Raw genomic sequence first — 22,926 nt, forward strand, 5'->3', positions numbered from 1 at the left:
GGGAAAACTGGACAGTCGGGATAAGTGGAGTTTCTGCCTGAAGGCGCATGATGGCGGCGACAGGAGAGACCATTGCGAAACGACCGCGGCGGAACCACACGCCGGCCTTCAAGGCGAAGGTGGCCCTTGCAGCCGTCAGGGTCGAAAAGAAGACCGTCGAGTTGGCACAGAAGTTCGATGTGCATCCGAACCAGATCACGCAGTGGCGCAATCAACTTCTCGACGCCGGCTGAGTTAAAACGCGAGCCAGAGCCAGCGAGATTTTATAAGGGTGCCGAGTTCTGTCCGGATTTTTTCCTGGTCCTATGCTCATAAGAGGAGCCGGTTGATATATTGCGGGCCCATCGCGTCAGGTTGCGATGTCTGGCCCGATCGGCGATGAGCGATGGAGCCCTCCTGTCGCCGTACTCCGTAGTGGCATGCCACGCTTCCAGGATCCAAGAGCGATGCTGTCAGCTTTCGACCTCATTGCCATCCTGATTGTCCTGACCGCCATCTTCGGCTGGCTTAATCACGTCTTTATCCGCCTTCCGCATGCGATCGGCCTGCTCGTGATGGGGTTGGCTTCGTCTTTGATCCTGATCGGGGTCGAGATCGCCGTACCGAACATCTCCCTCTACGATGATCTGCGAAGTCTCCTCCGGCAGATTGATTTCCAGGAGGCAGTGCTGAACGGCATGCTGGCCTTCCTGCTGTTTGCCGGCGCGCTCCACGTTAATCTCGGCGTCCTCAAGAGCAGGGCCTGGGCCGTCGGCCTAATGGCGACCATTGGCGTCGTGATCTCGACAGGCGTTGTCGGTGTCGGCTTCTGGTGGCTATCAGCCGTGTTTGGCGCACCGGTTTCTCTCGTCTGGTCGCTGGTCTTTGGCGCCCTGATCAGCCCGACCGACCCGGTCGCAGTCCTGAGCACGCTAAAATCAGTCAGCGTTCCGAAAACGCTCGAAGCCGATATGGCCGGAGAATCGCTCTTCAACGACGGCGTCGGCGTCGTGATTTTCACGGTCCTCGTCGCAATCGCAGCGGGAGCGAGTAACGGTGCCGTGAATGCTGCACACGTCGCGCATCTTTTTCTCGTCGAGGCGCTCGGCGGCGCCATCCTCGGCCTGATCACAGGCTATGTCGCCTATCGCGCCACACGCGCGATCGACGATTACCCGATCGAGACGCTGATTACGCTGGCGCTCGTGATGGGCACTTACGCCCTGGCCTCGAAGCTTCATATGAGCGGGCCGATCGCCGTCGTGGTCGCCGGCATCCTGATCGGCAACCAGGGCCCAAGGGATGCGATGAGCGACGAGACTCAGCGCTATCTCTTCGCGTTCTGGACCCTGATCGACGAGGTTCTGAATTCGGTCCTATTCCTTCTGATTGGGCTGGAAGTTCTGGTGCTCAGCTTCGACCGGATCTTTTTCTGGCCCGCAGTGGCAGCCATACCACTTGTGTTGTTGGCGCGTTTCCTAGCCGTCTCGATCCCGGTCCTGGCGCTGCGCTCACGCACCGAATTCGTTAGGGGCACGATCCCCATTCTGACCTGGGGCGGTCTGCGAGGAGGCATCTCTATCGCGCTGGCGCTGTCATTGCCTGGCGTCGGCGAAAAGCCAATTCTGCTGGCCGCGACCTACGCCGCCGTCATCTTCACGATCGTCATTCAGGGCTTGAGCCTGAGAGCTGTTGTCCAGCGCTCCTCCGGGCCGAACTGAAGCCTCATATCACTCCTAATATATAATCTGCCCGCTTCCCGACCTCCCGCGTTGCTGCAATGAGGATCATCCCGCCGACCATCGAGCTTCGCGTTTCTCTGGGTAGCCGGATGCTGCCAATGAAAAGGGCCCAGGCTCAGCACTCCTTCGCCCTCTCCGGCTCGACCTTCATCTATCATACCGATTAATCGACCCGCCGGAGTTCGGGATCTGGAGCGCCAACGCCAAGAAGCGCTAGGATCTTTCTGACTTGCCGTGCCTATCCGTCGGGCAATCATTGACTTTGGTGGGGTATCATCGTTGTGCTTGTGGTCAGGGCAATGTTCGCTCGATCCATCGCGCCGCTTTAATCCGTGCCCGACACCGCCTACTGACGACCGCGACACTCGCAGGCGCTTTCTAGGGAAGACCTCGGTCGACTTGCGAGACGATCATACGGAGCCTTTCCGCTACTGAGGGGTTGTCTCCATGTCGCTCCGCTCCAACGGAGCCATAGGGAGGCTATAATGCCAGCAGGACAGACAAGCGGAACCGGCGCATTGACCGAATTGCAGGACGAGGACGTTCGCAAGAACGATATCCTCAGCAACCGCGACAAGGCGCAACGTTCACCCGGCAGGGGCCTCGACGGAAAAGGCGTGCAGGTGGACGAGTACAAGGATACGCCAGCGAACCGGCGACCTAAATTCGATGAGGAGCAGTCGTCATGAGCGCGGACAAGATCAAGCCGCAGCCCCTTACCGATGAGGACAAGGCGAAGCAGGCCGCGGAAACCAACCGTCCCGGCTTCGATCTCGGCGGGGCCAAGGGCAACGTTAGCGCTGGTCGGGGCCTCGGCCTCGGCTCGGACGCAAAGGATGATCGCGAAGCCCAGAGGCTTCCGCGCGCTGGCCGCAAGGGGCCATGAAGATGCTGTCGACGGGGCCCGGCAACAGCATGACGCATGAACTGGCAAGGCCTGATTTTTCAGGACCGGGAAGGCGTCATCAGGGCCCTTAGTCGCCGGCTTCCTGGCCTTTGCCCTCCGTGTGGCGTTTCTGCGGATCACCGGAAAACGGGCGCTCGCGAAGCTTAACGCCTTCGATCGTGACGATGGCGCTAGCGTCCTGAGCAGTACGAAGACGATGGTGGCTCCCGCTCGCACGGATTGTTGCATTCGGTAACAGGCGGACCTTCTCTGGATCTCACCCGTTGCTCCATCATGGCCGCAGGCGCCACGGAGGATATCGCGATGCAATACCTACGTTTCCTGGCGATGATCGCGGTTTCGACCGCGATCATGTTCTGTCTCACCTACGTCAACAGCTATGCGTTCGACCATGTCTGGTTCAGCCAGACGCGGCTCTGGATGGCGCTCGTCATGGGGGCGTCGATGGCTGTCGTGATGCTCGGTTTCATGACCTCGATGTACCGGAACCGAACCGCGAACATCGCGATCCTGGTCGGTGCCGCCATCCTCTTCGCCGGCGCGCTGTGGGCCGTGCGCAGCCAGCGGACGGTCGGCGATGTCGCCTATTTGAAGGCCATGATCCCCCATCATTCGATCGCGCTTCTCACCAGCGAACGCGCGCAGATCGAGGATCCGCGCGTCCGGCAGCTCGCCGACGGCATCATCGCGACCCAGCGCAAGGAGATCGCGGAGATGACCTCGCTGATCGGCGACCTGGAACGCAAGGCGCGGTGACGCCCGCATACGGAGGATCGGCTCATGCCGTCTGCTGAACTCTACCGGATGGTCACGCCCGAACATGTCTGCCCTTATGGCCTCAAGGCGCTCGACCTGCTGAAACGGAAAGGCTTTTCCGTCGAGGACCACCCGCTGCGCTCGCGCGAGGAGACCGACGCATACAAGCGCAGCCACGATGTGAAGACCACACCCCAGGTTTTCATCGAGGGCGCTCGGATCGGTGGATATGACGATCTGCGGCGCCATTTCGGCTTGTCTGTCGCCGATCCCGATGTCCCCTCTTACCGGCCCGTCATCGCCGTCTTTGCTGTTGCGCTTCTGATAGCCCTTGCGGCTCAGTGGGCCGCCTTCGGCATGCTCGCTTTCGGCCGCTCGCTCGAATGGTTCATCGCGACCAGCATGTGCCTGCTTGCGATGCTGAAGCTCCAGGATGTCGAGACCTTCTCGACGATGTTCCTGAACTACGATCTGCTGGCGCGGCGCTGGGTGCCTTACGGCTACATCTACCCTTATGCGGAGCTCGCCGCCGGCGTGCTGATGCTGGCAGGGCTGGCGACGTGGTTCTCGGCGCCACTTGCCGCGATCATCGGCACGATCGGCGCCGTTTCGGTCATCAAGGCGGTCTATGTCGATGGGCGAGAGCTGAAATGCGCCTGCGTCGGCGGCTCCAGCAAGGTGCCCCTCGGCTTCGTCTCGTTGACCGAAAACCTGATGATGGTCTTCATGGCGCTCTGGATGGGCTTCCACCTACTTTGAGCGCAACGCCGCATCGCGCATAGTTGGCTTCCGCTGCCGCTGGCAGCTTCCCAGAATTGCCTGATCAGATGGGGATGGAGTTCCCCTGAAACCGCCTGCGAAGGCTGATGGCTCCTGCCGCGCGTAACAAGGCGGCACAGCGGTATCGAGCACAGCCTGCCGCAACGATCGATTCCGGCCCGCTTCCAATCCTATGAACCCCACATGTCTTTGTCACGATTGCTTAAAGCATCTCCTGACTTCCTAAAGCTCGGCTTTGAAAGGATGATGTTGATCGCGTAGCTTTGAGATTAAAGACCTCGCACTGCGGCCACGCGACGTCGTCATCTTTTCAAGCCGCCGGCAGACTTATTCACCCGGTACCGCGCGGAAGGTAAAATCTGAGCAAGCAGTCATGCGCTGTCGGAAGCCATTAGCGGCGCGTGCGCCGAGCGCCCAAGCGGCCAAGAACCGGATCTTCCGTCGGCTTTGGGCCAATCCCCGACGCTGCGTAGGATCCGGGTGTCGAACAAGACGTCGGTTGAAGCGAGGACATCGTGTTCGTGGATCGATATCGACGAGCCCGAATGAACGAAATTCGATCATTCGGGTCGCTTGGCGATTCTTAGCCAGATTCAACGCGGCAAAAGGTTTGTGCGCGCCAGGTCGACGACCTCGTCTCCGCGACCAAACATCACCGCGGGTTGCATCCAGAGCCCAAAGCCCTTGGCTTGCTCCACGGCAATGGTCGGAGGCATAGATAGCTCTTGAGTATTCGCAACAGTTCTCGGGCGGCATGCGCCAGAACGCGGAAGCCGATTTGCCAAACGGTGCACCATGCCTCGATCCGGCGTAGGCGTTCGGCCGCGGTTGTCCTTTCCAGCTTGATCTCGACCTCGTGCGGCCAGTGCCCAGTCATCGCCACATACCCCGCATCTTTGCCCTGACATCGACCTTCGGGCCACCAGACGGCGCCCGCGAGACTTCCGCGGCGGCGATGGGCCAAGCCGTCCGCTCGAACTGGCCGAGCAGCGCATTCGGAATAAAGCGGGTGCGGTTGGCATAGACGTGTCGGTCACCCGTCGCCGACTGTCCATGTGTGAAGAAGCGCTGCGGCACGACGAGATGCAGGTCGTCCTTGGCTCGTGTCATCGCGACATAGAGCAGCCGACGCTCCTCCTCGATCTCATCGCGCGCGCCGGCACCAAGGTCGATAGGGATGCAGCCGTCGACCGTGTTCATCACGAAGACCGATTTCCATTCCTGCCCTTTTGCCGAATGGATCGTCGACAGGATGAGATAGTCCTCGTCGAGATGCGGTACCCCGGCCTGGTCGCTGGTCGCGTCCGGCGGATCGAGCGTCAATTCGGTCAGGAAGCGCTCACGCGACGGATAGCCGCTGGCGATCTGTTCGAGTTGCACGAGATCGGCTTGCCTGGTGCTGGCGTCCTCGTGGATGCGCTCCAGATGAGGCTCATACCAGCGGCGAGCGCGCTCAATCTCTGCCGGCCAACCCGTCGCGCCGGCGCGCAGCTCGCAGACCGCGGAAACGAACGACGACCAGACGTCGCCGGCCCGCGGCGGAGCCGGAGCGTTCTCCAGTGCCTCGAGGGGCGCCGAGGTCTGGGCAACATACTCAAGGACGCGTTGCGCCGATGTCGGGCCGACACCGGGCAGGAGCTGCAGCACCCGAAAGCCAGAGACCTTATCGCGCGGGTTTTCGACGAAACGCAGAAGCGCCAGCAGATCCTTGATATGGGCGCTGTCGAGGAACTTGAGCCCGCCGAATTTGACGAAGGGGATGTTCCGGCGCGTGAGCTCGATTTCGAGTGGGCCGCTGTGATGCGACGCGCGAAACAGGACGGCCTGCTGCTTTAGCGTCGATCCACCTTCGCGGTTCTCCAGCACCTTCTCGGCGATGAAGCGCGCCTGATCAGCCTCATCCCGAACATGCACGAGCTGCGGCGGCGATCCTGCCGCACGATCGGTCCAGAGGTTCTTGGTGAAGCGCTCCGCTGCCAAATCGATGACAGCGTTCGCAGCCGAGAGAATGGCGCTGGTCGAGCGGTAGTTCTGATCGAGCGTGATAACCTCAGCCGGCGGCACGAAGGCGGCGGGGAAGTCGAGGATGTTGCGGACCGTCGCCGCCCGAAACGAATAGATCGACTGGGCATCGTCACCAACGACGGTCAGGCCGCGCCCGTCGGGCTTGAGCGCCAGCAGGATCGAGGACTGGAGCCGGTTCGTGTCCTGATACTCGTCCACCATGACATGGTCGAAGCGGCCGCCGATGTCCGTTGCGATATCGGGATCGGTCACGGCCTGGGCCCAGTAGAGCAGCAGGTCGTCGTAATCGAGGACGTTCTGGCTCTGCTTGGCCTCGACATAGGCCGCGAAAAGCTCCTTCAACTCGGCGGCCCAAGTGGCGCACCAAGGGTAGGACAGGCGCAAAACGTCGTCGATCGGCAGCTCGGCATTCACGCAGCGCGAATAGATCGCCAGGCAGGTGCCCTTCGTCGGAAACCGCGACTCTGTCTTTGAGAAGCCGAGCTCGTGCCGAACCAGGTTCATCTGGTCGGCGGAATCCTCCCGGTCATGGATCGTGAAAGCGGGATCAAGGCCGAGCTGCTCGGCATAGTCGCGCAGCAAGCGCGCGCCGATACCATGGAAGGTGCCTGCCCAGGTGAGCGCGTCGGCGAGGACGCCGGCACCATCGCCGAGCACCTTCCGGGCGATCCGCTCGACGCGCTTTGCCATCTCAGACGCAGCCCGACGTGAGAAAGTCATCAGCAGAATTCGCCGCGGGTCGGCGCCGCTCACCATCAGATGGGCGACGCGATGTGCAAGCGTGTTGGTCTTGCCCGAGCCGGCCCCCGCGATGACGAGCAGCGGCGAGGAAACCGCCGCGCCAACGCCATGGATCACCGCGCGGCGCTGGGCCGGGTTGAGCGCGTCGAGATAGCTGATCGGAGCGATGGCGTTCATGCCTTCAATTCCCGAACTGGCCGCGCTCTTTCCGAGAACCGACCGCGAAGAAAGCCCAGTGAAGCTGCCCGATCGGCATCCCGCAAGAGCTCATCGCGGTTGTGAAGCAACGCCCCGATGGCAGCCCGGGCATCGCCCTCGAACTCCGCCAGGACGGAATCGATCTGTTGCTCCATAGGCTTCGGAGCAGGCGCCTGTTTCAGCACGACTGGGGGCATGGTCGCGTCCTCAATAATGAGAACATTATGAGAACGATCGCCTTCAAGGAGTCAAGTTCCGAGGTGAAATTCACACCTCTGAGTCCACCTAAATGACCGCCGGCTTGGCGCGGTATCGATCGAGCGCCGTAAGCCGCTGGATCAATAACTCGGCGTCCTCCCCCATATATTTCGTCTTCAGCGTAGCGTATTCATTTTTGAGGAGGCCTCGGCGCCTGCAGATCCGTGGGGCTCTTCGGAGCATCTCTTGGATCGACGCGGCCGGATTGCAGCTGACGCTGCGTCTGAGCATGGTTCAGGTTGAAGCCGATGAATATCGCCACGATGATTAAGGCAACCACGACAGCGACGCCGATAGCTGCCTTTCTTGCTTTGGGCGGGGGTGGTCTGTCGATCGCCATTGGCCTGACCTACCCGTTCACGACCGTGCCGCCGTTCGGGTGAAGCACCTGACCGGACATGTAGCTAGAATCGTCGCAAGCCAGGAACAGGAAACTAGGCGCGACCTCGTTCGGCTGTCCCGGCCGCTTCATCGGCGTGCTTTTGCCAAAATGCTTCAGCTTCTCGGGGCTTGCTCCGCCCATCGGGTTGAGAGGCGTCCAGATCGGCCCGGGAGCCACCGCATTCACACGTATTCCCTTCCCAACCAGGTTCTCTGAAAGGGCTCGCGTGAACGACGTGATGGCGCCCTTTGTCGAGCTGTAATCAAGCAGCTCGCTGGAACCCTGGTAGCTGGTGATCGATGTGCAGTTGACGATGACGGCGCCACTTTTCAGATGCGGACGCGCCGCCTGCGTCATGAAAAACATGCCGAAGATGTTGGTCTGGAACGTCCGGCGAAGCTGCTCCTCGGTGATGTCAGTGATATCCTTGTCCGGATGCTGCTCGCCGGCGTTATTGACCAGGATATCGATCTTCCCAAATTGCTCGATCGTCCGTGACACGGCGGTGCTGCAGAACGCCTTGTCACCGATATCGCCAGCGATCGCGATGGCTCGCCGCCCCTCTTGCTCAATGATGCGCACCGTCTCTTGCGCGTCATCACGTTCGCTCAGGTAAACGAAGGCGACGTCCGCTCCTTCGCGAGCGTAAAGCGCGGCAACCGCTCGGCCGATGCCGCTGTCCCCTCCCGTGATGAGCGCGACCTTTCCTTTGAGACGATCGCTTCCCGGATAGCGCGGCTCCCAGTCCGGCTTCGGTGTCAGGGCGAATTCATGCCCCGGAAGGCCGTCTTCGTGGATCATGGCATCTTTGAGCATTCGACATTCCTTACGTCGGGCCGCGGCGCTGCCGCAGCTAATCGCCCCCCAGCGCTTTGTCGTCGAACCGTCTCGGCCAGGACTAGTTCCCCCTTTGCGGCCGAGAATGGGCGTCAGGATACGACCTTAGCGAGGTCGGCTTGAGGAGCTTCACTTGCTTCAACAGGCATTGCGGCATCCATGATCCGCGTTGCCAGCGCGACGTCGGGCTCTTCTACACGCACGGAGACAACAGACCGACCCAGCGCGTGTTCGCTGGCGTGACGTTCGGCGTCATTCGCCGGTACACCGGCATCGACAAGCGCGCCCAAAACGCCTCCTGCCAATGCGCCGGTAACCGCGCCGGACAGGAACCAGCCGGTCGCAATGATCGGCCCGGCGCCCGGAATGGTCAGGGCGCCCAAGCCAAGAGCGAGCCCCGTTGCGGCACCAGCAGCGCCTCCTACTCCCGCCGCTGAAGCCGTATTGTCGTCTCCGCCGGCTTGCTGCCCGAGAAGGCCGATGCTCTCTGGTTGAATGCCAGCCTCGGCCAGGCGGACCGCGACATTTCGGGCGTCTTCGAACGTCTCGTATGTTCGGGTGATCTTCTGAACTTGAAGCATTCTGGCCTCCCTACTGTGAAAAGGGCGAGCCCCGAAGGACCCGCCCAACCCAATTCGCACTGCGACGCTGATTTAGTTCTGGCCGCCCTTGCGACCTGCTTCCGACGCGCGCTCGCGGGCACTGGCAAAGTTGCCCGTTCCGCCACGCTCGGTGCCGTCCGATCCGCTCTGGTGGCGATCGCTATTCGATGCGGACTGCTGCCCGCGCTCGTTCTGGTGGCTGTGCTCGCCTCCCTTATTACCCGCCTCGCGGGCCTTGTCGGGGGTTGTTGGCGAAGCCTTGGTTATGAGCCATCACTCGCTCCATATATTGCTCTCCGAAAAATCGGAGAATCTCGGTTTGAGGTGAGACGACCGATTGAGCGGTCATGGAGTGAACCACCCAGGCGCCGGGCTGTTCCAACCTCTTTTCAGTGGTTAGCTCTGTGCTCGGCATTGCGCTTTCGCGTCGCCGCCGCCTTCTTTGCCGATGCCGATCGATCGGCGGCGCTGCGCTCGGCGGAAGCCTTGCCGCCCTTCTCGCCGCCCTTATGCGCGGCGGGATGGCCGGTTTCCTTCCCGCGGCCGGACCCGCCCGCCTTCTTCCCACCGCCATCATCCTTGTTGACGGTCGCCCACGCCCGGCGCTCGGCTTCCTTCTCGGAAACTCCGCGATTCTCGTAGCCCTTGGCGATGTGGTCGGCCTTGCGCTCCTGTTTGTCCGTGTATTTGGATTTTTCACCCCGTGGCATGCCTGCCTCCACAGTTTGGGTGGTTAAACCTTGCGAACAGCAGCCTACGGCAAAGGTTCCAACCCACCTCATCTTGCCTCCGCGCGTGGCAGCCACCGAAGGCCGACGAGCATGACCTTAAAGCAATGCGGATCGATCTTGGCGTTGAGATCGGCTTCGTCGTGGAGTTCCGCGCCTTTTATACCCCTTGGTCGAGATACCAGTCGCTACCAAGCTGGCGGCAATTGCGGCGGAGTAGGCGCCAGCAGCGGATTGGTAGGGCAGCGGTTTTGACCCCTGCCTACCATACTAGAGCTTGCGTCTACGGCTGTTTCTGCGAGCTCGCGGGAACGTGCTTTCGTCCGGTGAACAAAGCTCGCACATTGTCCGTTGTCGCATCGAGCTGCTTGCCGACCCAGTTTTGGACATCGACAGGGTGCGCGACCACGATCTCATGGCCGTCGCTCCGCTTTACGATCTGGCAGGTGAGAATCCGTTCGGTGCCATCGGTCAGCCGCATAGTCGATGTTTGGAAACACTCGCATCCAGCCGGCATGAAGTCGGCCAGATTGTCGGTGACGAGCAAGTTGGCGCGGGCAGCGAACGCTGTGGCGAGCCCTCCGCCGTCTTCAGCGTCCTTGAGCGTCAGATCAGGACTGCCGCCGAGGATCACATAGGGGCTTAGCTGTTCTGGCCCCCTCGCCATCATGTCAATCACGGTCCGGGCGACCTCATCGGCAACGTCATCCTCCACCGATAGGCGTTGAAGGACCTGCGAGAGCGTGTCGATCATCTGAAACGACGCGACGAGCTGCACCGGTCGTCCGGAGATCCAGCCCGCCGCGATAGCGGAAAATACGCGCTGAACGGCGGTATTGGATCGTTTCTGGAGACTGGCCTTAGCTAGTCGGACGAAGAAATTGATATCGAGGACGACCCGAAGCGGGGACGTCGCGGATAGCTCTCCGTGATGACCGCGTCGTCATAGTCCTCCGGATCCGCCTCGATCTTCATCTGGCTGGCCGCCTTCTCGATCGCCTCGCCGAACCGCTGCACCGCATCCTGATACAGGATCCGCCGGCCGATCTCGGCCAGACGCTTGCGGCCCTTGTCGGCATCCGAGCTCGCATCAAGGAGGACGTCACGAACCTCCTTGGGCAGGAGGGTGAACGCCTTCACGGCACTCTCGATAACGTTCGCCTGTGAGCGGTTCTCGCGATGTGCAATCATTTTGACGCGCATCGCGACATCGCCAGTTAGCGATGTTGAAAACGCCTTCTCTCTTACTGCGGTCATCAGAACCTCCTGAGAGAGCATCATATCATTTGGAATGCATGGATTCACATGAATTCCGGGACGTGGCCGCCCGTGGGTCATCAAGCCTGGTCAGGAACGCCCGAATCCGGCGTTGGTAGGCCTACCACCCACAAAGGCCTTCGCATGCCCATTGGTAGGTCTTGAGGGGGTTAAAAGCTGTCTCTCGTGCTAGATCAAAACGCATCCTCGGCAATAGCCGCGAACATTAGACTCCATTGTCACCAACGCCCTGCCAACGGAACGGCCCCGGGATTACCGGGGCCGTTCATCAATCCGAGGGTGGGCTCGATCAGATGACCGCTGGCGGCACGCGCCCGGCCGCCGTGGCGTCGCGGACATACGGATCGGCGTTCTCATCGAAACGCGACCAGCCGCCAGCGCGGTAGTCGGCCTCGCGGGTCGAGCGGTCAATCGGCGTGGCGCCGTCGAGGATCGCCTGGACGGTGGCCTCGTGCTCCGGCTTGGTTCGGACGGAAACCACGGAGCCGCCGCGGCGAACCGTCTCGGCGTAATAGTTGGCCTCGTCCTCGTCGTGACCTTCCTTCACGAAGGATCCGACCAGTCCGCCGGCGGCGGCACCGGCGACGGCGCCCGCCGCCGTGGACGCCAGCCAACCGGCCGCGACGACGGGACCAACGCCGGGAATCGCGAGAAGTCCGAGACCGGTCAGCAGACCAGCGGCGCCGCCGACGCCCGCGCCGATGCCGGCGCCCTCTGCGGCATTGGTCTCACCGGTCTCGCCATCTCGGCCGACGATGCTGATGTCGCTGCTCGAAACGCCGGCTGCCTCCAGCTGTTCGACGACCGAACGGGCCGTGGCGTGGCTATCGTAGGATCGGGTCAGGGTGCGGGTCATGTCGTTCTCCAAAGTTCGGGGTGCGAGCGGTACGGATCAGTTGCGGGTGATATTGCCGCGATAGTCGACGGACACATTGACCTGCGCACCGGAATGAGTGGCCGTTCCTTTCCAGACGCCGTTGTCGTCCTTCTTGAGGGCGCCGACGTTGGAATAGCCGTTTGACTCCAGGCGGCTCTTGGCCTGGCCCTCGGTGAAGCTGTTGGCACCCGGCAGCGGGGCGTTCTTGTCGGCATCGGCCTTGGGCGCCGGCATGGGCGATGTCGTCGACGTCTGGGCCAGGGCGGCGAAGCACGTCGCGGAGGCGATCAACGTTGCGATAAGCAGCTTTTTCATGATGGTCTCCATTAGGCAGGCGGCGGCGTTTGCCGCGATGCACAACCAAACGGCAAGTTGACCACCAAAGTTCCAAGCCCCTGCCTTCAAATGGGAAGGAACACGGGGGCCTGGCGCCCGTTTGGCCTCCACCACCCACTCATCGCCGGAGAACGACCATGGCCACGACCCCGAAGCCGCTCGACGACCTGTTCCACGACATGCTCAAGGACGTCTATTACGCCGAGAAGCAGATCCTGAAGACCCTGCCAAAGATGGCGAAAGCGGCGCAGTCCGCAGAGCTCAAGAAGGCTTTCGAAACCCATCGCGATGAGACCGAGGGCCATGTCGAGCGCCTCGCGGAGGTCTTCGAACTGATTGGCAAGGCCCCGCGCGGCAAGACCTGCGACGCAATCCTCGGGATCATAGAGGAAGGTAAGGCGGTCATCGAGGATTACGGCGACAGCCCCGCGATCGACGCTGGCCTGGTGGCGTCCGCGCAGGCTGTCGAGCACTACGAGATGGCCCGCTACGGCACGCTCAAAGCGTGGGCGCAGCAGCTTGGCCACAAGGACGCAGTGAAGCTGCTGGACGCCACGCTCGCCGAGGAGACGAAGACCGACAAGACGCTGACGCAGCTCGGCGGTCCGGCCAACAGCGCTGCCGTGGCGAAGGCCGCCTGATGCTGCGAAGCCTCGGCGATGCTCTCGCCGAGGCTTCAAAAGAAAAAAGGGCGGGCGCCCTTCGGCGACCGCCCCACCTGCGAAAACGCAGACGTTCAGGCTTTGTCGACGATGTTCTTCACGGCTTCCTTGCCCTTGCCGAGCGCCTGCTGGGCCTCGCCCTTACGCTCCTGCGCCACGCCTTCTGCATGCAGCCCGGGCTTGTCCATCGCCTTGCCGGCGGCCTGCTTGACGTTACCGGCGGCCTCGTTGGCCATGCCCTTGATCTTGTCGGTCGTGCTACCCATCGGAGCATCTCCTATAACCTTACCGCCCATGCGGCGTCGTGGGCTCCAACGCCACCTTATTTGGGATGTTCCGGATCACACCGCGGCGGCGACGACCTCCTCGGTTACGATCTCGAAGCGCTGGAGCATGTGAGGTCCGAAAGTGTGGATCATGGGGATGTCGGCAGCGTCCCGTCCTCGTGCCACCAGTATGCGACCGATCCGCGGGACGTTGTGGCGCGCATCGAAAACGTACCACTGGCCGCCGAGATACGCCTCGAACCAAGCGTTGTAGTCCATCGGCGCGGGGTCCGGCGGAACGCCGATATCGCCGAGGAATCCGTTGCAGTAGCGGGCGGGGATATTCATGGCCCGGCATAGCGCGATGGCGAGGTGTGTGAAGTCACGGCAGACGCCGACACGCTCATTCATCGCCTGCGCAGCGGTCCGCGTGTTTCTGGCGAACTGGTAGTCGAACCCAATCTGCGCGTTGACGTAGTTGCAGATCTGCTGGACGCGATTCCAGCCAGGGGCGAAGTTGCCGAACAGGCTCCATGCCGTGGCCAACAACTCGTCGACCTCGCAGTACCGACTCGACAGCATGAATTCGAGTATCTCGGACGGCAGGTCGTCCGGGGGGACCTCCGGCGCGTCCTTGTCCCACTGGTCGAGGACGCCAGCATCACGGACGATCATGTCGTTTGTGAAGAGTGCGCCGCCCGTGGGCACGATGAGCCGCCGGCACCTGTTCCCGAACCCGTCGATGTATTCGCGGACCGGAACGTCAGTGCCGTCGCCAAGCGACGTGACTCGAGGCGTCGGGGCGCCGACCACATCGCCCCTGCGGCTGAGGTGCGGGTCGAGCAGCGTCATGCACGACAGAGGCTGCGTCGTGGTGATCTCTATGCGGTAGCCGACGCGGATTTCCATGCTGCGATCCCGAGGGTGACGGTGAGATCGCAACACCTCGGGGATGCCTGCTGTTCCTTCACGCCCTTGGCGAGATGTCAGGCATCTGAGCGGGTCCAATTTCTTGACTTGCCGCAGCTGCCTGACGTTTCGCCCGATCCCGAGGGCGAAACGCTGTTCGGTCTTGAAATGGCGGAGGCATGCGATGCTCCGATCTTGCCGCCGAAAGAGTTCACGAGGCAGGAAGCCGTCCTAGCCCTCCTGTTTTTCGCGGAACCAAACAACGCGTTCGCAATTCTTCGCGGAGAACACGTGGAGGAAGCGCAATGTCCAACCCCAAGGACGACACAGTCGGCCAACCTCGACGAGCGACGGACAGCAGGCCTCGGCCCGGCTCGGGCACGCCTGCGGCGGGGCAGCCCAAACCCGCTCAACAAACTCCTCCCGCGACGGAGGACGGCGATCGGAAGCCCTCCGCCTCTTGGAGCCCGATCGACCCGGGCCGCCCGGTCGTGAAGAAGTAGCGCCGATGGCGTTGGTAAGGAGCGGCGGCTGTAATTGCGGCGCGGTGCGCTACCGGGCGGCCGGGAACCCGACCAGGACTGGCCTCTGTCACTGCCAGACGTGCCGGCGCGAGACGGGGTCGGCTTTTATGACCTTCGCGGTATGGCCAAGCGACGCGGTTCGAGTGACGGGCGAGACCAGTCAGTGGACAAGCTCGACCGATCACCGGACATTTTGCCCAAGTTGCGGGTCGACGCTCTTCTCGTCCAGCGATGGCAGCAACGAGATCGAGATCCGCATCGGTTCGCTCGACGACGCTCCGAGCACGCTTACCCCGCAGTACGAGCTGTGGGTGCTACGACGGGAGCACTGGCTGTCGGCCCTGCAGGGCACGGACCAATTCGAGGGCAACCGCGACGGCGCGAAGGTTTAGAAGGCTGGAGAGACACTCTCATCTCCGAGTTGGCGCAGGGCGAATGCCAGCGCGGCAGCGACCGCCAACTGATTGAGCGCGGACGGAGTCAGTCGTCCGAACTCGCAGTGGATTGTCTGCGTCCCTGCTGCGGTCGCGCAACCTACAATCACGCGACCGATTGGGTTGCCGTCCTCGTCTGGAGCGTCGCCGGTAACCCCGGTAACCGACAGAGAGACCGTGCCGGGACTCCGTGCGAGCGCCCCCTCGGCCATCGAGACTGCGACGCGGCGGTGAACCGCGGTGCAGCCCCTAAGCAAATCCCTCGGTACACCCAGCATCTGCGACTTGGCTTCCTTGGTATAAGTCAGGAAACCGCCCTCGAAGGCAGTCGCAGCGCCGAAACAGCATGAGAGCGTCTGGCCGAGCAAGCCGGCGGTGCACGATTCCGCCACCACAACGCGCTCCTTTCTCGCAAGGCAGAGCGAGATGAGGCGCTCAGCCAATATCCCAGCACTTTCAAGCCTATCTACGCTTAGTCCGCTGACGCGCGCCTCGTCAGAGCTATGGTTTGGCCCGGAGGGGTACGGGGGGTCTGGCGATGGCATTCCGGCTACGGCGAGTTCGCTGGCTTCTGACAGTAGGCTGACAATCGATCGAGTGTGCACCGCGATCGGATCTTTTGAGCTGCCAGTGCGGCCGCGACCCTGTCTTCGAAGCTCCTGAGGCGCGCGGACACACTCCGCAGCTCGCTAGCCGCGGGAGACCCTTCGGCGGCTCCGAACAGCTCCTCGAAGCGCTTCAAGGCCAGCGCAAGTTCCTCGAAGGTCCGAATTGGATCCGTCGTCATGTGAGATGGCCGTTCGCTCGTGCTATGTCGACCTGATGTTTCCGCTCGGGCGATTGGCGGGCGCCGCCGACTCCTGGTGATCGGATGCCCCCGCGGCATGCTTTTCCGCCGCCGCGCCCTCCTGATCGTTGACGTCGTATGGCGGATGGGGACTGCTGGAGTGGGCTGAGCGGGGATTGGGGCCTTGCCTCTCTTCACGCTCATTGCCTGGCTGGCCCGGCCGCGCGGGCGTTTTGTAATTTCCGGGAGCTGGCGTTGCCCCAGCGCCCTGCCCGCGCTCCTCCCAATTCTTCACCGCCGCGACCAAAGCAGCCAACTCGGCCGCCTCCGGCGACCCTTCTCTGGCATCAGCAAGCTAGTGGATTTTGGCCGCCGCCGCTTCGTAGGCCGCGATCGAATCGATATTCACAGGCTTCGTCTCCTCTGCGTTCCAGTCGGCCACGATGTGCTCCACCACGCCGCTGCCGGGCGAAACAATGCGGGTGCGCGAGCCGGGCTCGCAAATGAGCCAGTCGTCACCCAGTCTGCGGATCGTGAGAGTCTCGTTCACGGACCGGCCGCCAGGGTCTTCCTGCGAAGTTCGGTTTCCACGGCTTCCGCCGTGGGGCCGACCTCTCGGACTGCTTCCTCAAGCTGCGATTTGGAAACGCCGAGCCTGTCGGTCCAGTAGCGGACTTCAAAGTCTTCACTCACATCGATGCGAGAGCGGTCCCGGTAGCCGCGGTTGGTCCTGTCGTCTGCCATTCGATCCTCCCTTGAGCGGATCAATGGATCGCGAGGCTACTAGTTCCGAGGTGCCATTTCTGCTGGCAGCGGCGCCTGGGTGGCGTCCCCAATCATATCGCGACGGTCTCTGGCTGACCTTACACACAGGTCGACGTGTTCGGGGAACAACAGTGTCGAGTCCGGTGCTAATGCACCGACGGCGGCAGGTTGGGCTGGCCCTCAGGCGTGCCGTTTGGGGAAGGACCTTGAGCTCCCGATGCTCGCTCCTCGACGTACTTCAAGCGTGAGGCGGCGGTATTCGGCAGCCCCTGCGCGTCGGGCCACGAAAGGAACTCGTCCGGCTTTAGCCTAACGATCTCAAGCCCCCTTCCACGAGCCAGCCATTCGTTGATGACCCTCGTCGCAGCAGCGTGCCAGAAGTCGTAACCCTTCGGCATCTCCGCCTTTCATGCGCGAGATACCAGAGCTGCTCCAAGTCCTCGGGCTCGTACCAAGGCAGAGCGACCGTGAACCCGTCGACTGTCGGTTTCACTTTCTCCGCCGCACTTGTCCAAGGCGCGCCCATAGCAATCCGAAACGAGGACGAGGTTTTTTCTCGGCGGCCCGTCCGGAGTCAAACCCCTTGGAACATGTCGAGGAGCGAAGCGCCTCGTCTGCCTCTGCGCTGAGGACGACATGGCTACCAGCCCGCGCAGCCATGTGCTGCGCCAATTCCATGGTGGAATGCAGTTCAGAAGAATGCCCGTAGAACGCTCCGGTCACATCACGGAATGCCCACTGCGTGCCCACCCGACACACGACCAACGCTTGCGCCATTTTGCAGAAAGCCCTGTCCAGACGGCGAAGAACTCAGCCGCACTTCTTTGGTTCCTCCGCGAGCGAACGAGGTTCACCGCATGCGCTCGCTGCATCTGCCGAGGCGATGCGCCGCAGTAGAGTTTTCGTCTACGGCAAGCTCCGGGCGCCAAATCACAGCCGGCGCCTGGAAGGTCTCCGCGAAAGATCGAGTGTAGGATCTGCAAGCCGGTTATCGGTCGCCGATCGCAAGAAAACGGTAGCGAACGGCAACAGCGACGGTTACCGAAGTGAATATCAGTTTGAGCAGGGGGGGCAAATTGCCGCTAGACGAGGCCCTCAGACAATTGCGCTCGCGAGAGGCCGAGCTTGCGCGCGTCCAGCGTATCGGCCAGATCGGTGGCCTCGAGGTCGACCTCCGAGAAGGTGCGTTTCGCAATAAGCGCTCGCCGGAGTATCTCGCGGTTCACGGCCTGCCGCCCGAGGCGGCCGACGAAACGCACGAGGCGTGGGTCGCGCGGATTCATCCGGAAGACCGCGAGCGTGTCGTCAGCCACTTCCATCGCAGCGTTTTCGGTTCCGACAGCGAGTACGAGGCCGAATACAGGATTATTCGGCCCGCGGACGGGGAGTTGCGATGGATTCTGGCCAAGGCCGAAATCCAGCGTGACGATGCCGGGAAGCCAATGAAGCTCATTGGAGCCCATATCGACATCACGGCCCGCCGCACTGCGGAGGAGCAGCGCGAGTTGATTGCCCGCGAACTCCAGCATCGCATCGACAACATCTTCACCGTGATCGGCAGCCTAATATCGATGGCTGCGCGGGAGGAGCCAGCAGCGGCTGACTTCGCCCACGAGATTGTCGGAAGGATTTCGGCCCTCAGCCGAGCCCATAGCATCGTCCTCAAAAAAGTGGGCGACCATTCACCTGACATTCTCTCTGAACTGATCGGCCGTCTGGTCGCGCCGTACAACGGCGGCGGGAAGAGCCGTATCGAAGTTCACGGCGACAAAGTCGAAGTGGGCCAGTCGTCGTCGACCGCCATTGCCCTCGTGTTCCACGAACTCGCCACGAACGCCGTCAAGCACGGAGCTCTTTCTACCAATGCCGGCAAGGTGCGGGTAACCGTCCGGGCTGCCGGCGAACGCGTTCTACTGCGATGGGAGGAGCAAGGGGGGCCTACGATCGTAAGCAATCCCCAACGGCAGGGGTTCGGCAGCCTGCTCGTCGACCGCGCGGCCAAATCGCAGCTCGGCGCCCGCATGGAATTCGACTGGCGCGCTTCCGGCCTCGTCGCAGAAATCGAAATGGACGCCGCCAAACTAGCCGCCTAATCGGGAATGTTAACCTCGACGCATCGCGTTCCCGGCGCTCGGGCCGCCTCGAGAGCACTGATCGGCAAGGTCGCCTACTATGCGGGCGCACTCCGATATTCACCCACTGCCACACTTCACGGCTGGATGGGGCGTTCCGCTAAAACCGGCCAGTGACGTCGCAAAAGCATGCAGATTTCTTGGATCTTTTCACCCCGTACCCGCGCCGTCTGGCTGAGGACGTTTGTCGTCATCATGCTCGCCGCCGGGTTGGTCACGCCGGCCCTCCTTTCCGTTGATCGATTGCGTCTCGGCGTGTGATCTGGAGAGGGGATCCGCGCTGCCGCGACTTAGAGCAGCCTCGCCTGCGCCGGGGCTTCGGGTTCGGGGAAATCTGCCTCACGTCGTCGGAGTTCGATCAGGGCATCGGGGGACGCGAGCTTGACGAAAACGCGGCACGCTTGTCGCGTAGCAGAGCGGCGCTCGACGGGTCCTCTGAGCAAAGGCGACGGGAGACCATCCTCTATTTGTGCTCGTCGATGCGGGTCGGGAACCCTTGTCGTGACCGCTCGTTGCGCCGAGGCGGGAGGCGGCATGGCGGCGCATTCGGGATCACGAAAAGTCATCTATGCGGCGCTGGCAGGCAATCTCCTGATCGCGGTGACCAAATTCATCGCTGCGGCCTGGACGGGCAGCTCGGCGATGCTGTCGGAGGGCGTCCACTCCTTGGTCGACACAGGCAATGGCGCGCTTCTGCTCTATGGCTTGAATCGGGCCGCTCGGCCACCCGATCTCACGCATCCCTTCGGGCATGGCCGTGAACTCTATTTTTGGAGCTTCATTGTTGCGCTGCTGGTTTTCGCGATTGGGGCCGGCGTATCGCTGTACGAGGGCGTGACGCATGTCGTTACGCCGCATCCAGCAACGAACCTGACCGCGAACTATGTCGTGCTCGGCCTCTCGGCCCTGTTCGAAGGCTATTCCTGGCGGATTGCGTTGAAGGAGTTCAGGGAGGCCAACGGCTCACTGGGGTATTTCGCCGCCGTGCGCCAGAGCAAGGACCCGAGCGTCTTCACGGTGCTGTTCGAAGACACCGCAGCACTGCTAGGCTTGCTCATCGCTTTCATTGGCATTAGCGCAGCGGCCTACTTCGAGCGGCCCGAGCTCGATGGAGTGGCCTCGATCCTGATCGGCATCATTCTTGCGGCCACCGCGGTGCTCCTCGCACGGGAAAGCAAGGCCTTGCTTATCGGGGAAGCCGCTCTGCCCCATGTGCAGGAAGAGATCAGGGATGCGGTCGAGGGTGATCCGGATATCGAGCGTGTCAACGGCCTGACAACGGTTCATCTGGGGCCCGACCAGATCGTCGTGGCTCTCAGTCTCGAATTCAAGGATGACAGATCCACCGGTGATATCGAGGATTGCGTGGAGCGCATCGAAGCGAGGTTGAGGAAACGCCGCTCGGACATCGTCTCGGTCTTTGTGAAGCCGCAGACTTCTGCCACGTGGCGAAAAAGGCGGGCCCAGTTGGGCGAGTAAGGTTCGAGTTCGCCGGGGCAGCGCCCCAACGGCGTTCTTTTCTCTCAGTACCCCGGATAGGCATGCCGCTTCAGCAACCCGGCTAGATGTGCTGCATTGCGCGCGAGCATGCGGTTCGTCTTGGCGGTCGTTTCAGGAATTTCGTCGAGATCGATGAAGTTCACGCTGCCCATCGCCTCGCCGACCCAATAGGTCGGGCCGCCCGCCGCGATCGTAAACCCGACGTCGAACAATGCCTGGGCGATTTCGGCGGAGACGTGGTGGGCTCCGTCCTCGTTGCCCACGACCGCGATGGCAGCGACTTTGCCGTAGGCAGGCGTTCGGTTCTGATCGTCCGCTTCGTCGAGGAACGCATCCATGCGCTCCAGCGCCCGCTTGGCGACGCTCGACGTCTGCCCGAGCCAGATCGGGGTGCCAATCAGCAGGATGTCGCAAGCATCGATCTTGCGCCTGAGTGCCGGCCAGTCGTCGCCTTTCCCTTCATCGGAGGAGACACCCGGCTTGATGTTGAGCGCGGCGACTCGAACGATTTCCTGCTTACAGTTGTCGGGGAACTCATCGAGAGCCAATTCCAGGATGCGCTGGGTTGAAGACTCACCTTCGGATTTCAGGGTACAATTGAGAGCCAAGATCTTGAGCGTCATTTGGAAATCCAATCGTTTTTGAGGCTGAAGGCCGTTCTGGCGAACCCACCTGCGGCGGGGGTACTCAGCGATCTTTTCGCGACGGCAAAAGCGTCCCGATGAGCGAACGCGCGGTATTGGTGACCACGTTGCCGGTTTCGGGATCGCCGCTAATCAGGGCGCCCGCCAATCCACGCGCCTGAGCGAAGGTAATGTGAGGCGGTAACGGCGGAATGTTTGGATCGGTGACTATGTCGAGAACGAAGGGGCGGTCGGCTGCGAGGGCCTCGTCCCATGCCGGCCCGACCTGCTCGGGGTCTTCGACGCGACGCCCGCCCAGACCCATGAGCTTCGCGATATCGGCGTACGGGATATCAGGAAGATCCTGGCTGGTCGGCCATTTTGGGTCGCCGGCCTGGATGCGCTCTTCCCAGGTCACATAGGCCAGCTCGCGATTGTTCAGCACCATGACAATCAAGCGGGGATCACTCCACCGCTTCCAGTATTTCGCAATCGTCACGAGTTCGGACATACCGTTCATCTGCATCGCGCCGTCGCCGGCTAGAGCGATCGCAGGCCGGCCAGGATGCGCAAACTTCGCTGCAATCGCATAAGGAATGGCACAGCCCATCGTGGCCAAAGTTCCGGAAACAGATCCCATCATCCCGCGCCGAAATCGGAGATGCCGGGCATACCAGACGGTCGTGGTCCCGCTGTCGGCGGTGACGATGCAGTGGTCCGGAAGGCGATCCGACAATTCCGATGCCACGCGCTGGGGATTGATCGGCGAGGCCTCAACCGATGCGCTGTCCCGGGCTTCTTGCCAGGCTTCGCTGACATTCGCCTCAATCGTCGTACGCCATTCGCCGTCCGCCTTGGGTTTCAGCAGAGGGATGAGAGCCTCCAGCGTTGCCTCGGCGTCGCCGATGAGGTTGACCTCCATCGGATAGCGTAAACCCAACATGCCTGCATCGATGTCGATCTGGACGCCGCGGGCCTGTCCCGGCGCCGGCAAGAATTCCGTATACGGAAAGCCCGAACCGACCATCAGCAGCGTGTCGCAGCCCTGCATCAGATCCCAGCTGGCCTTTGTGCCCAGCAATCCGATCGACCCGGTGCAAAACGCCACGTCGTCCGGGACAGCGGCTTTGCCGAGCAACGCTTTGGCGATGCCGGCCTTCAGCTTCTCCGCCGTGGCGAGCACGGCATCGGTCGCGCCTAGTGCACCGGCTCCAACCAGGATAGCGACCTTCTGTCCTGCATTGAGCACATCGGCCGCGCGCTGCAGAGCCGGCCCTGCCGGGACCACGGGCGAAAGTTCGATCCCGACACCGGAATGGGTCATACCGTGCTCGCGCGTCGGCTCTTCCATGGTTTCGAGCTGAAGATCGTTCGGCAGAATGACGCAGGTCACGCGACGTTCCGCCTCGGCTATCCGGAAGGCCCGATCAATGAGATGAGGCACCTGAGCAGCGACAGAAGCTGTCTCGATATAGGCGCCCGCAACATCCTTGAAGAGCGACTGAAGATCGAGATCCTGCTGATAGTGGGAGCCCATCGCCGAGCGAGCCTGCTGCCCGACCAGCGCCACGACGGGACGGTGATCAAGCCGCGCATCGTAGAGGCCGTTCAGAAGGTGCACAGCTCCCGGTCCCGACGTGGCGATGCACACTCCGACTTTTCCGGTGAAGCGGCTCTCGCCCGATGCCATCAAGCTCGCCATCTCCTCGTGCCGGGCCTGGACAAATTCGATGTCTTTCTCTCGCCGCCGCAGGGCCGCGATCAGTCCGCCAATGCCGTCACCGGGGTAGCCGTACACACGCCTGACACCCCATTCGTGCAGTCGGCTCCAGATGAAATCCGAGACGGTGCGGACCATTATGCTCTCCAGAGGATTGGGCAGCGCAGACGCGGGACAT

At 62.2% G+C, this 22,926-nt stretch carries 26 protein-coding genes, 1 pseudogene and 1 riboswitch; of the genes and pseudogenes, 10 read left to right on the plus strand and 17 right to left on the minus strand.

The features are described 5' to 3' along the window. Positions 1-71: 71 nt before the first annotated feature. The 6 genes and pseudogenes from NUV79_RS16010 to NUV79_RS16035 all read left to right on the plus strand — a co-directional run. Positions 72-224 (plus strand): annotated as a pseudogene (locus tag NUV79_RS16010) (transposase); the annotation flags it as partial. A 222-nt stretch (positions 225-446) separates the two neighbouring features. Beyond that, a complete protein-coding gene (locus NUV79_RS16015; protein ID WP_257734090.1) occupies positions 447-1,700 on the plus strand; it encodes a cation:proton antiporter in 1,254 nt (417 codons plus the stop codon). Between the two features lie 506 nt (positions 1,701-2,206). Beyond that, a complete protein-coding gene (locus NUV79_RS16020; protein WP_047581787.1) occupies positions 2,207-2,410 on the plus strand; it encodes a hypothetical protein in 204 nt (67 codons plus the stop codon). Beyond that, positions 2,407-2,607 (plus strand): hypothetical protein, encoded by a 201-nt coding sequence (locus NUV79_RS16025; RefSeq protein ID WP_257734091.1) that lies wholly within the window; start codon positions 2,407-2,409, stop codon positions 2,605-2,607. The genes NUV79_RS16020 and NUV79_RS16025 overlap by 4 nt, the downstream gene beginning before the upstream one ends. A gap of 324 nt (positions 2,608-2,931) precedes the next feature. Continuing rightward, a complete protein-coding gene (locus NUV79_RS16030; protein WP_257734092.1) occupies positions 2,932-3,384 on the plus strand; it encodes a DUF305 domain-containing protein in 453 nt (150 codons plus the stop codon). 24 nt (positions 3,385-3,408) lie between these two features. Further along, complete coding sequence (locus NUV79_RS16035; protein ID WP_257734093.1) at positions 3,409-4,143, plus strand: MauE/DoxX family redox-associated membrane protein; 735 nt, start codon at positions 3,409-3,411, stop codon at positions 4,141-4,143. A gap of 61 nt (positions 4,144-4,204) precedes the next feature. Continuing rightward, a riboswitch (Fluoride riboswitch) is annotated at positions 4,205-4,267 on the plus strand. Positions 4,268-5,037: 770 nt separating this feature from the next. Here NUV79_RS16035 and NUV79_RS16040 read toward each other — a convergent pair. The 10 genes from NUV79_RS16040 to NUV79_RS16090 all read right to left on the minus strand — a co-directional run bounded on the left by NUV79_RS16040 (position 5,038) and on the right by NUV79_RS16090 (position 12,405). Then, positions 5,038-7,107, minus strand: coding sequence for an ATP-dependent helicase (locus NUV79_RS16040; protein WP_257734094.1), 2,070 nt, complete (start codon positions 7,105-7,107; stop codon positions 5,038-5,040). A gap of 409 nt (positions 7,108-7,516) precedes the next feature. After that, on the minus strand, positions 7,517-7,726 hold the full coding sequence (locus tag NUV79_RS16045; RefSeq protein WP_257734095.1) for a hypothetical protein: 210 nt from the start codon (positions 7,724-7,726) through the stop codon (positions 7,517-7,519). A 9-nt stretch (positions 7,727-7,735) separates the two neighbouring features. Next, a complete protein-coding gene (locus NUV79_RS16050) occupies positions 7,736-8,584 on the minus strand; it encodes an SDR family oxidoreductase (protein WP_257734096.1) in 849 nt (282 codons plus the stop codon). Between the two features lie 113 nt (positions 8,585-8,697). Next, positions 8,698-9,186: a hypothetical protein gene (locus NUV79_RS16055; RefSeq protein WP_257734097.1), complete on the minus strand. Its 489-nt coding sequence runs from the start codon at positions 9,184-9,186 to the stop codon at positions 8,698-8,700. 72 nt (positions 9,187-9,258) lie between these two features. Beyond that, a complete protein-coding gene (locus NUV79_RS25305) occupies positions 9,259-9,474 on the minus strand; it encodes a KGG domain-containing protein (RefSeq protein WP_374679285.1) in 216 nt (71 codons plus the stop codon). Positions 9,475-9,596: 122 nt separating this feature from the next. Beyond that, the gene (locus tag NUV79_RS16070) at positions 9,597-9,917 is read right to left on the minus strand and encodes a plasmid stabilization protein (protein ID WP_257734130.1); all 321 of its coding nucleotides are present in this window, start codon (positions 9,915-9,917) and stop codon (positions 9,597-9,599) included. Between the two features lie 301 nt (positions 9,918-10,218). Beyond that, the gene (locus NUV79_RS16075) at positions 10,219-10,821 is read right to left on the minus strand and encodes a PIN domain-containing protein (protein ID WP_257734131.1); all 603 of its coding nucleotides are present in this window, start codon (positions 10,819-10,821) and stop codon (positions 10,219-10,221) included. Continuing rightward, a complete protein-coding gene (locus NUV79_RS16080; RefSeq protein WP_257734098.1) occupies positions 10,800-11,192 on the minus strand; it encodes a hypothetical protein in 393 nt (130 codons plus the stop codon). Before NUV79_RS16080 ends, NUV79_RS16075 begins: the two co-directional genes overlap by 22 nt. 310 nt (positions 11,193-11,502) lie before the next feature. Beyond that, entirely contained in the window at positions 11,503-12,069 is a 567-nt protein-coding gene (locus NUV79_RS16085; RefSeq protein WP_047577867.1) for a hypothetical protein, read from the minus strand. A gap of 36 nt (positions 12,070-12,105) precedes the next feature. Further along, on the minus strand, positions 12,106-12,405 hold the full coding sequence (locus tag NUV79_RS16090) for a PepSY domain-containing protein (RefSeq protein WP_257734099.1): 300 nt from the start codon (positions 12,403-12,405) through the stop codon (positions 12,106-12,108). A 158-nt stretch (positions 12,406-12,563) separates the two neighbouring features. Here NUV79_RS16090 and NUV79_RS16095 point away from each other — a divergent pair, with 158 nt between their 5' ends. Beyond that, positions 12,564-13,067 carry a YciE/YciF ferroxidase family protein gene (locus NUV79_RS16095; RefSeq protein WP_173044597.1) on the plus strand — a complete coding sequence of 168 codons (504 nt, stop codon included), beginning with the start codon at positions 12,564-12,566 and terminating at the stop codon, positions 13,065-13,067. 95 nt (positions 13,068-13,162) lie between these two features. Here the strand turns inward: NUV79_RS16095 and NUV79_RS16100 are convergent, their stop codons facing one another. Both NUV79_RS16100 and NUV79_RS16105 read right to left on the minus strand, forming a co-directional pair. Then, complete coding sequence (locus tag NUV79_RS16100; protein WP_173044595.1) at positions 13,163-13,354, minus strand: CsbD family protein; 192 nt, start codon at positions 13,352-13,354, stop codon at positions 13,163-13,165. Between the two features lie 75 nt (positions 13,355-13,429). Then, positions 13,430-14,263 (minus strand): transglutaminase-like domain-containing protein, encoded by an 834-nt coding sequence (locus NUV79_RS16105; RefSeq protein WP_257734100.1) that lies wholly within the window; start codon positions 14,261-14,263, stop codon positions 13,430-13,432. Between the two features lie 508 nt (positions 14,264-14,771). On the opposite strand from NUV79_RS16105, the gene NUV79_RS16110 reads away from it, so the two are divergent. Beyond that, a complete protein-coding gene (locus NUV79_RS16110; protein ID WP_257734101.1) occupies positions 14,772-15,179 on the plus strand; it encodes a GFA family protein in 408 nt (135 codons plus the stop codon). Here the strand turns inward: NUV79_RS16110 and NUV79_RS25310 are convergent. The 3 genes from NUV79_RS25310 to NUV79_RS16120 all read right to left on the minus strand — a co-directional run bounded on the left by NUV79_RS25310 (position 15,176) and on the right by NUV79_RS16120 (position 16,752). Further along, complete coding sequence (locus NUV79_RS25310; RefSeq protein ID WP_374679281.1) at positions 15,176-15,766, minus strand: CinA family protein; 591 nt, start codon at positions 15,764-15,766, stop codon at positions 15,176-15,178. The two genes, NUV79_RS16110 and NUV79_RS25310, sit on opposite strands and share 4 nt — an antisense overlap. Before the next feature lie 597 nt (positions 15,767-16,363). Next, a complete protein-coding gene (locus NUV79_RS16115; RefSeq protein WP_257734102.1) occupies positions 16,364-16,558 on the minus strand; it encodes a hypothetical protein in 195 nt (64 codons plus the stop codon). Then, positions 16,555-16,752 carry a DUF3606 domain-containing protein gene (locus NUV79_RS16120; protein ID WP_173044585.1) on the minus strand — a complete coding sequence of 66 codons (198 nt, stop codon included), beginning with the start codon at positions 16,750-16,752 and terminating at the stop codon, positions 16,555-16,557. The genes NUV79_RS16115 and NUV79_RS16120 overlap by 4 nt, the downstream gene beginning before the upstream one ends. Positions 16,753-17,819: 1,067 nt before the next feature. On the opposite strand from NUV79_RS16120, the gene NUV79_RS16125 reads away from it, so the two are divergent. Together NUV79_RS16125 and NUV79_RS16130 are read left to right on the plus strand one after the other, a co-directional pair. Beyond that, positions 17,820-18,866, plus strand: a complete 1,047-nt coding sequence (locus tag NUV79_RS16125; protein ID WP_257734103.1) for a PAS domain-containing protein — start codon at positions 17,820-17,822, stop codon at positions 18,864-18,866. Between the two features lie 573 nt (positions 18,867-19,439). After that, positions 19,440-20,384: a cation diffusion facilitator family transporter gene (locus NUV79_RS16130; RefSeq protein ID WP_257734104.1), complete on the plus strand. Its 945-nt coding sequence runs from the start codon at positions 19,440-19,442 to the stop codon at positions 20,382-20,384. Between the two features lie 44 nt (positions 20,385-20,428). Here the strand turns inward: NUV79_RS16130 and NUV79_RS16135 are convergent, their stop codons facing one another. After that, entirely contained in the window at positions 20,429-21,028 is a 600-nt protein-coding gene (locus NUV79_RS16135) for a flavodoxin family protein (RefSeq protein WP_257734105.1), read from the minus strand. A 64-nt stretch (positions 21,029-21,092) separates the two neighbouring features. Then, a complete protein-coding gene (locus NUV79_RS16140) occupies positions 21,093-22,886 on the minus strand; it encodes a thiamine pyrophosphate-requiring protein (protein WP_257734106.1) in 1,794 nt (597 codons plus the stop codon). Positions 22,887-22,926: the final 40 nt, after the last annotated feature.

The sequence above is a fragment of the Allobosea sp. 47.2.35 genome (assembly GCF_024655635.1).
Lineage (GTDB): Bacteria > Pseudomonadota > Alphaproteobacteria > Rhizobiales > Beijerinckiaceae > Allobosea.

Bases quoted from the DNA above. Each gene is read 5' to 3' on its own strand.
- NUV79_RS16015 (WP_257734090.1), top strand. From the start codon at position 447: ATGCTGTCAGCTTTCGACCTCATTGCCATCCTGATTGTCCTGACCGCC.
- NUV79_RS16020 (WP_047581787.1), top strand. From the start codon at position 2,207: ATGCCAGCAGGACAGACAAGCGGAACCGGCGCATTGACCGAATTGCAG.
- NUV79_RS16025 (WP_257734091.1), top strand. From the start codon at position 2,407: ATGAGCGCGGACAAGATCAAGCCGCAGCCCCTTACCGATGAGGACAAG.
- NUV79_RS16030 (WP_257734092.1), top strand. From the start codon at position 2,932: ATGCAATACCTACGTTTCCTGGCGATGATCGCGGTTTCGACCGCGATC.
- NUV79_RS16035 (WP_257734093.1), top strand. From the start codon at position 3,409: ATGCCGTCTGCTGAACTCTACCGGATGGTCACGCCCGAACATGTCTGC.
- NUV79_RS16040 (WP_257734094.1), bottom strand. From the start codon at position 7,107: ATGAACGCCATCGCTCCGATCAGCTATCTCGACGCGCTCAACCCGGCC.
- NUV79_RS16045 (WP_257734095.1), bottom strand. From the start codon at position 7,726: ATGGCGATCGACAGACCACCCCCGCCCAAAGCAAGAAAGGCAGCTATC.
- NUV79_RS16050 (WP_257734096.1), bottom strand. From the start codon at position 8,584: ATGCTCAAAGATGCCATGATCCACGAAGACGGCCTTCCGGGGCATGAA.
- NUV79_RS16055 (WP_257734097.1), bottom strand. From the start codon at position 9,186: ATGCTTCAAGTTCAGAAGATCACCCGAACATACGAGACGTTCGAAGAC.
- NUV79_RS16070 (WP_257734130.1), bottom strand. From the start codon at position 9,917: ATGCCACGGGGTGAAAAATCCAAATACACGGACAAACAGGAGCGCAAG.
- NUV79_RS16080 (WP_257734098.1), bottom strand. From the start codon at position 11,192: ATGACCGCAGTAAGAGAGAAGGCGTTTTCAACATCGCTAACTGGCGAT.
- NUV79_RS16085 (WP_047577867.1), bottom strand. From the start codon at position 12,069: ATGACCCGCACCCTGACCCGATCCTACGATAGCCACGCCACGGCCCGT.
- NUV79_RS16090 (WP_257734099.1), bottom strand. From the start codon at position 12,405: ATGAAAAAGCTGCTTATCGCAACGTTGATCGCCTCCGCGACGTGCTTC.
- NUV79_RS16095 (WP_173044597.1), top strand. From the start codon at position 12,564: ATGGCCACGACCCCGAAGCCGCTCGACGACCTGTTCCACGACATGCTC.
- NUV79_RS16100 (WP_173044595.1), bottom strand. From the start codon at position 13,354: ATGGGTAGCACGACCGACAAGATCAAGGGCATGGCCAACGAGGCCGCC.
- NUV79_RS16105 (WP_257734100.1), bottom strand. From the start codon at position 14,263: ATGGAAATCCGCGTCGGCTACCGCATAGAGATCACCACGACGCAGCCT.
- NUV79_RS16110 (WP_257734101.1), top strand. From the start codon at position 14,772: ATGGCGTTGGTAAGGAGCGGCGGCTGTAATTGCGGCGCGGTGCGCTAC.
- NUV79_RS25310 (WP_374679281.1), bottom strand. From the start codon at position 15,766: ATGCCATCGCCAGACCCCCCGTACCCCTCCGGGCCAAACCATAGCTCT.
- NUV79_RS16120 (WP_173044585.1), bottom strand. From the start codon at position 16,752: ATGGCAGACGACAGGACCAACCGCGGCTACCGGGACCGCTCTCGCATC.
- NUV79_RS16130 (WP_257734104.1), top strand. From the start codon at position 19,440: ATGGCGGCGCATTCGGGATCACGAAAAGTCATCTATGCGGCGCTGGCA.
- NUV79_RS16135 (WP_257734105.1), bottom strand. From the start codon at position 21,028: ATGACGCTCAAGATCTTGGCTCTCAATTGTACCCTGAAATCCGAAGGT.
- NUV79_RS16140 (WP_257734106.1), bottom strand. From the start codon at position 22,886: ATGGTCCGCACCGTCTCGGATTTCATCTGGAGCCGACTGCACGAATGG.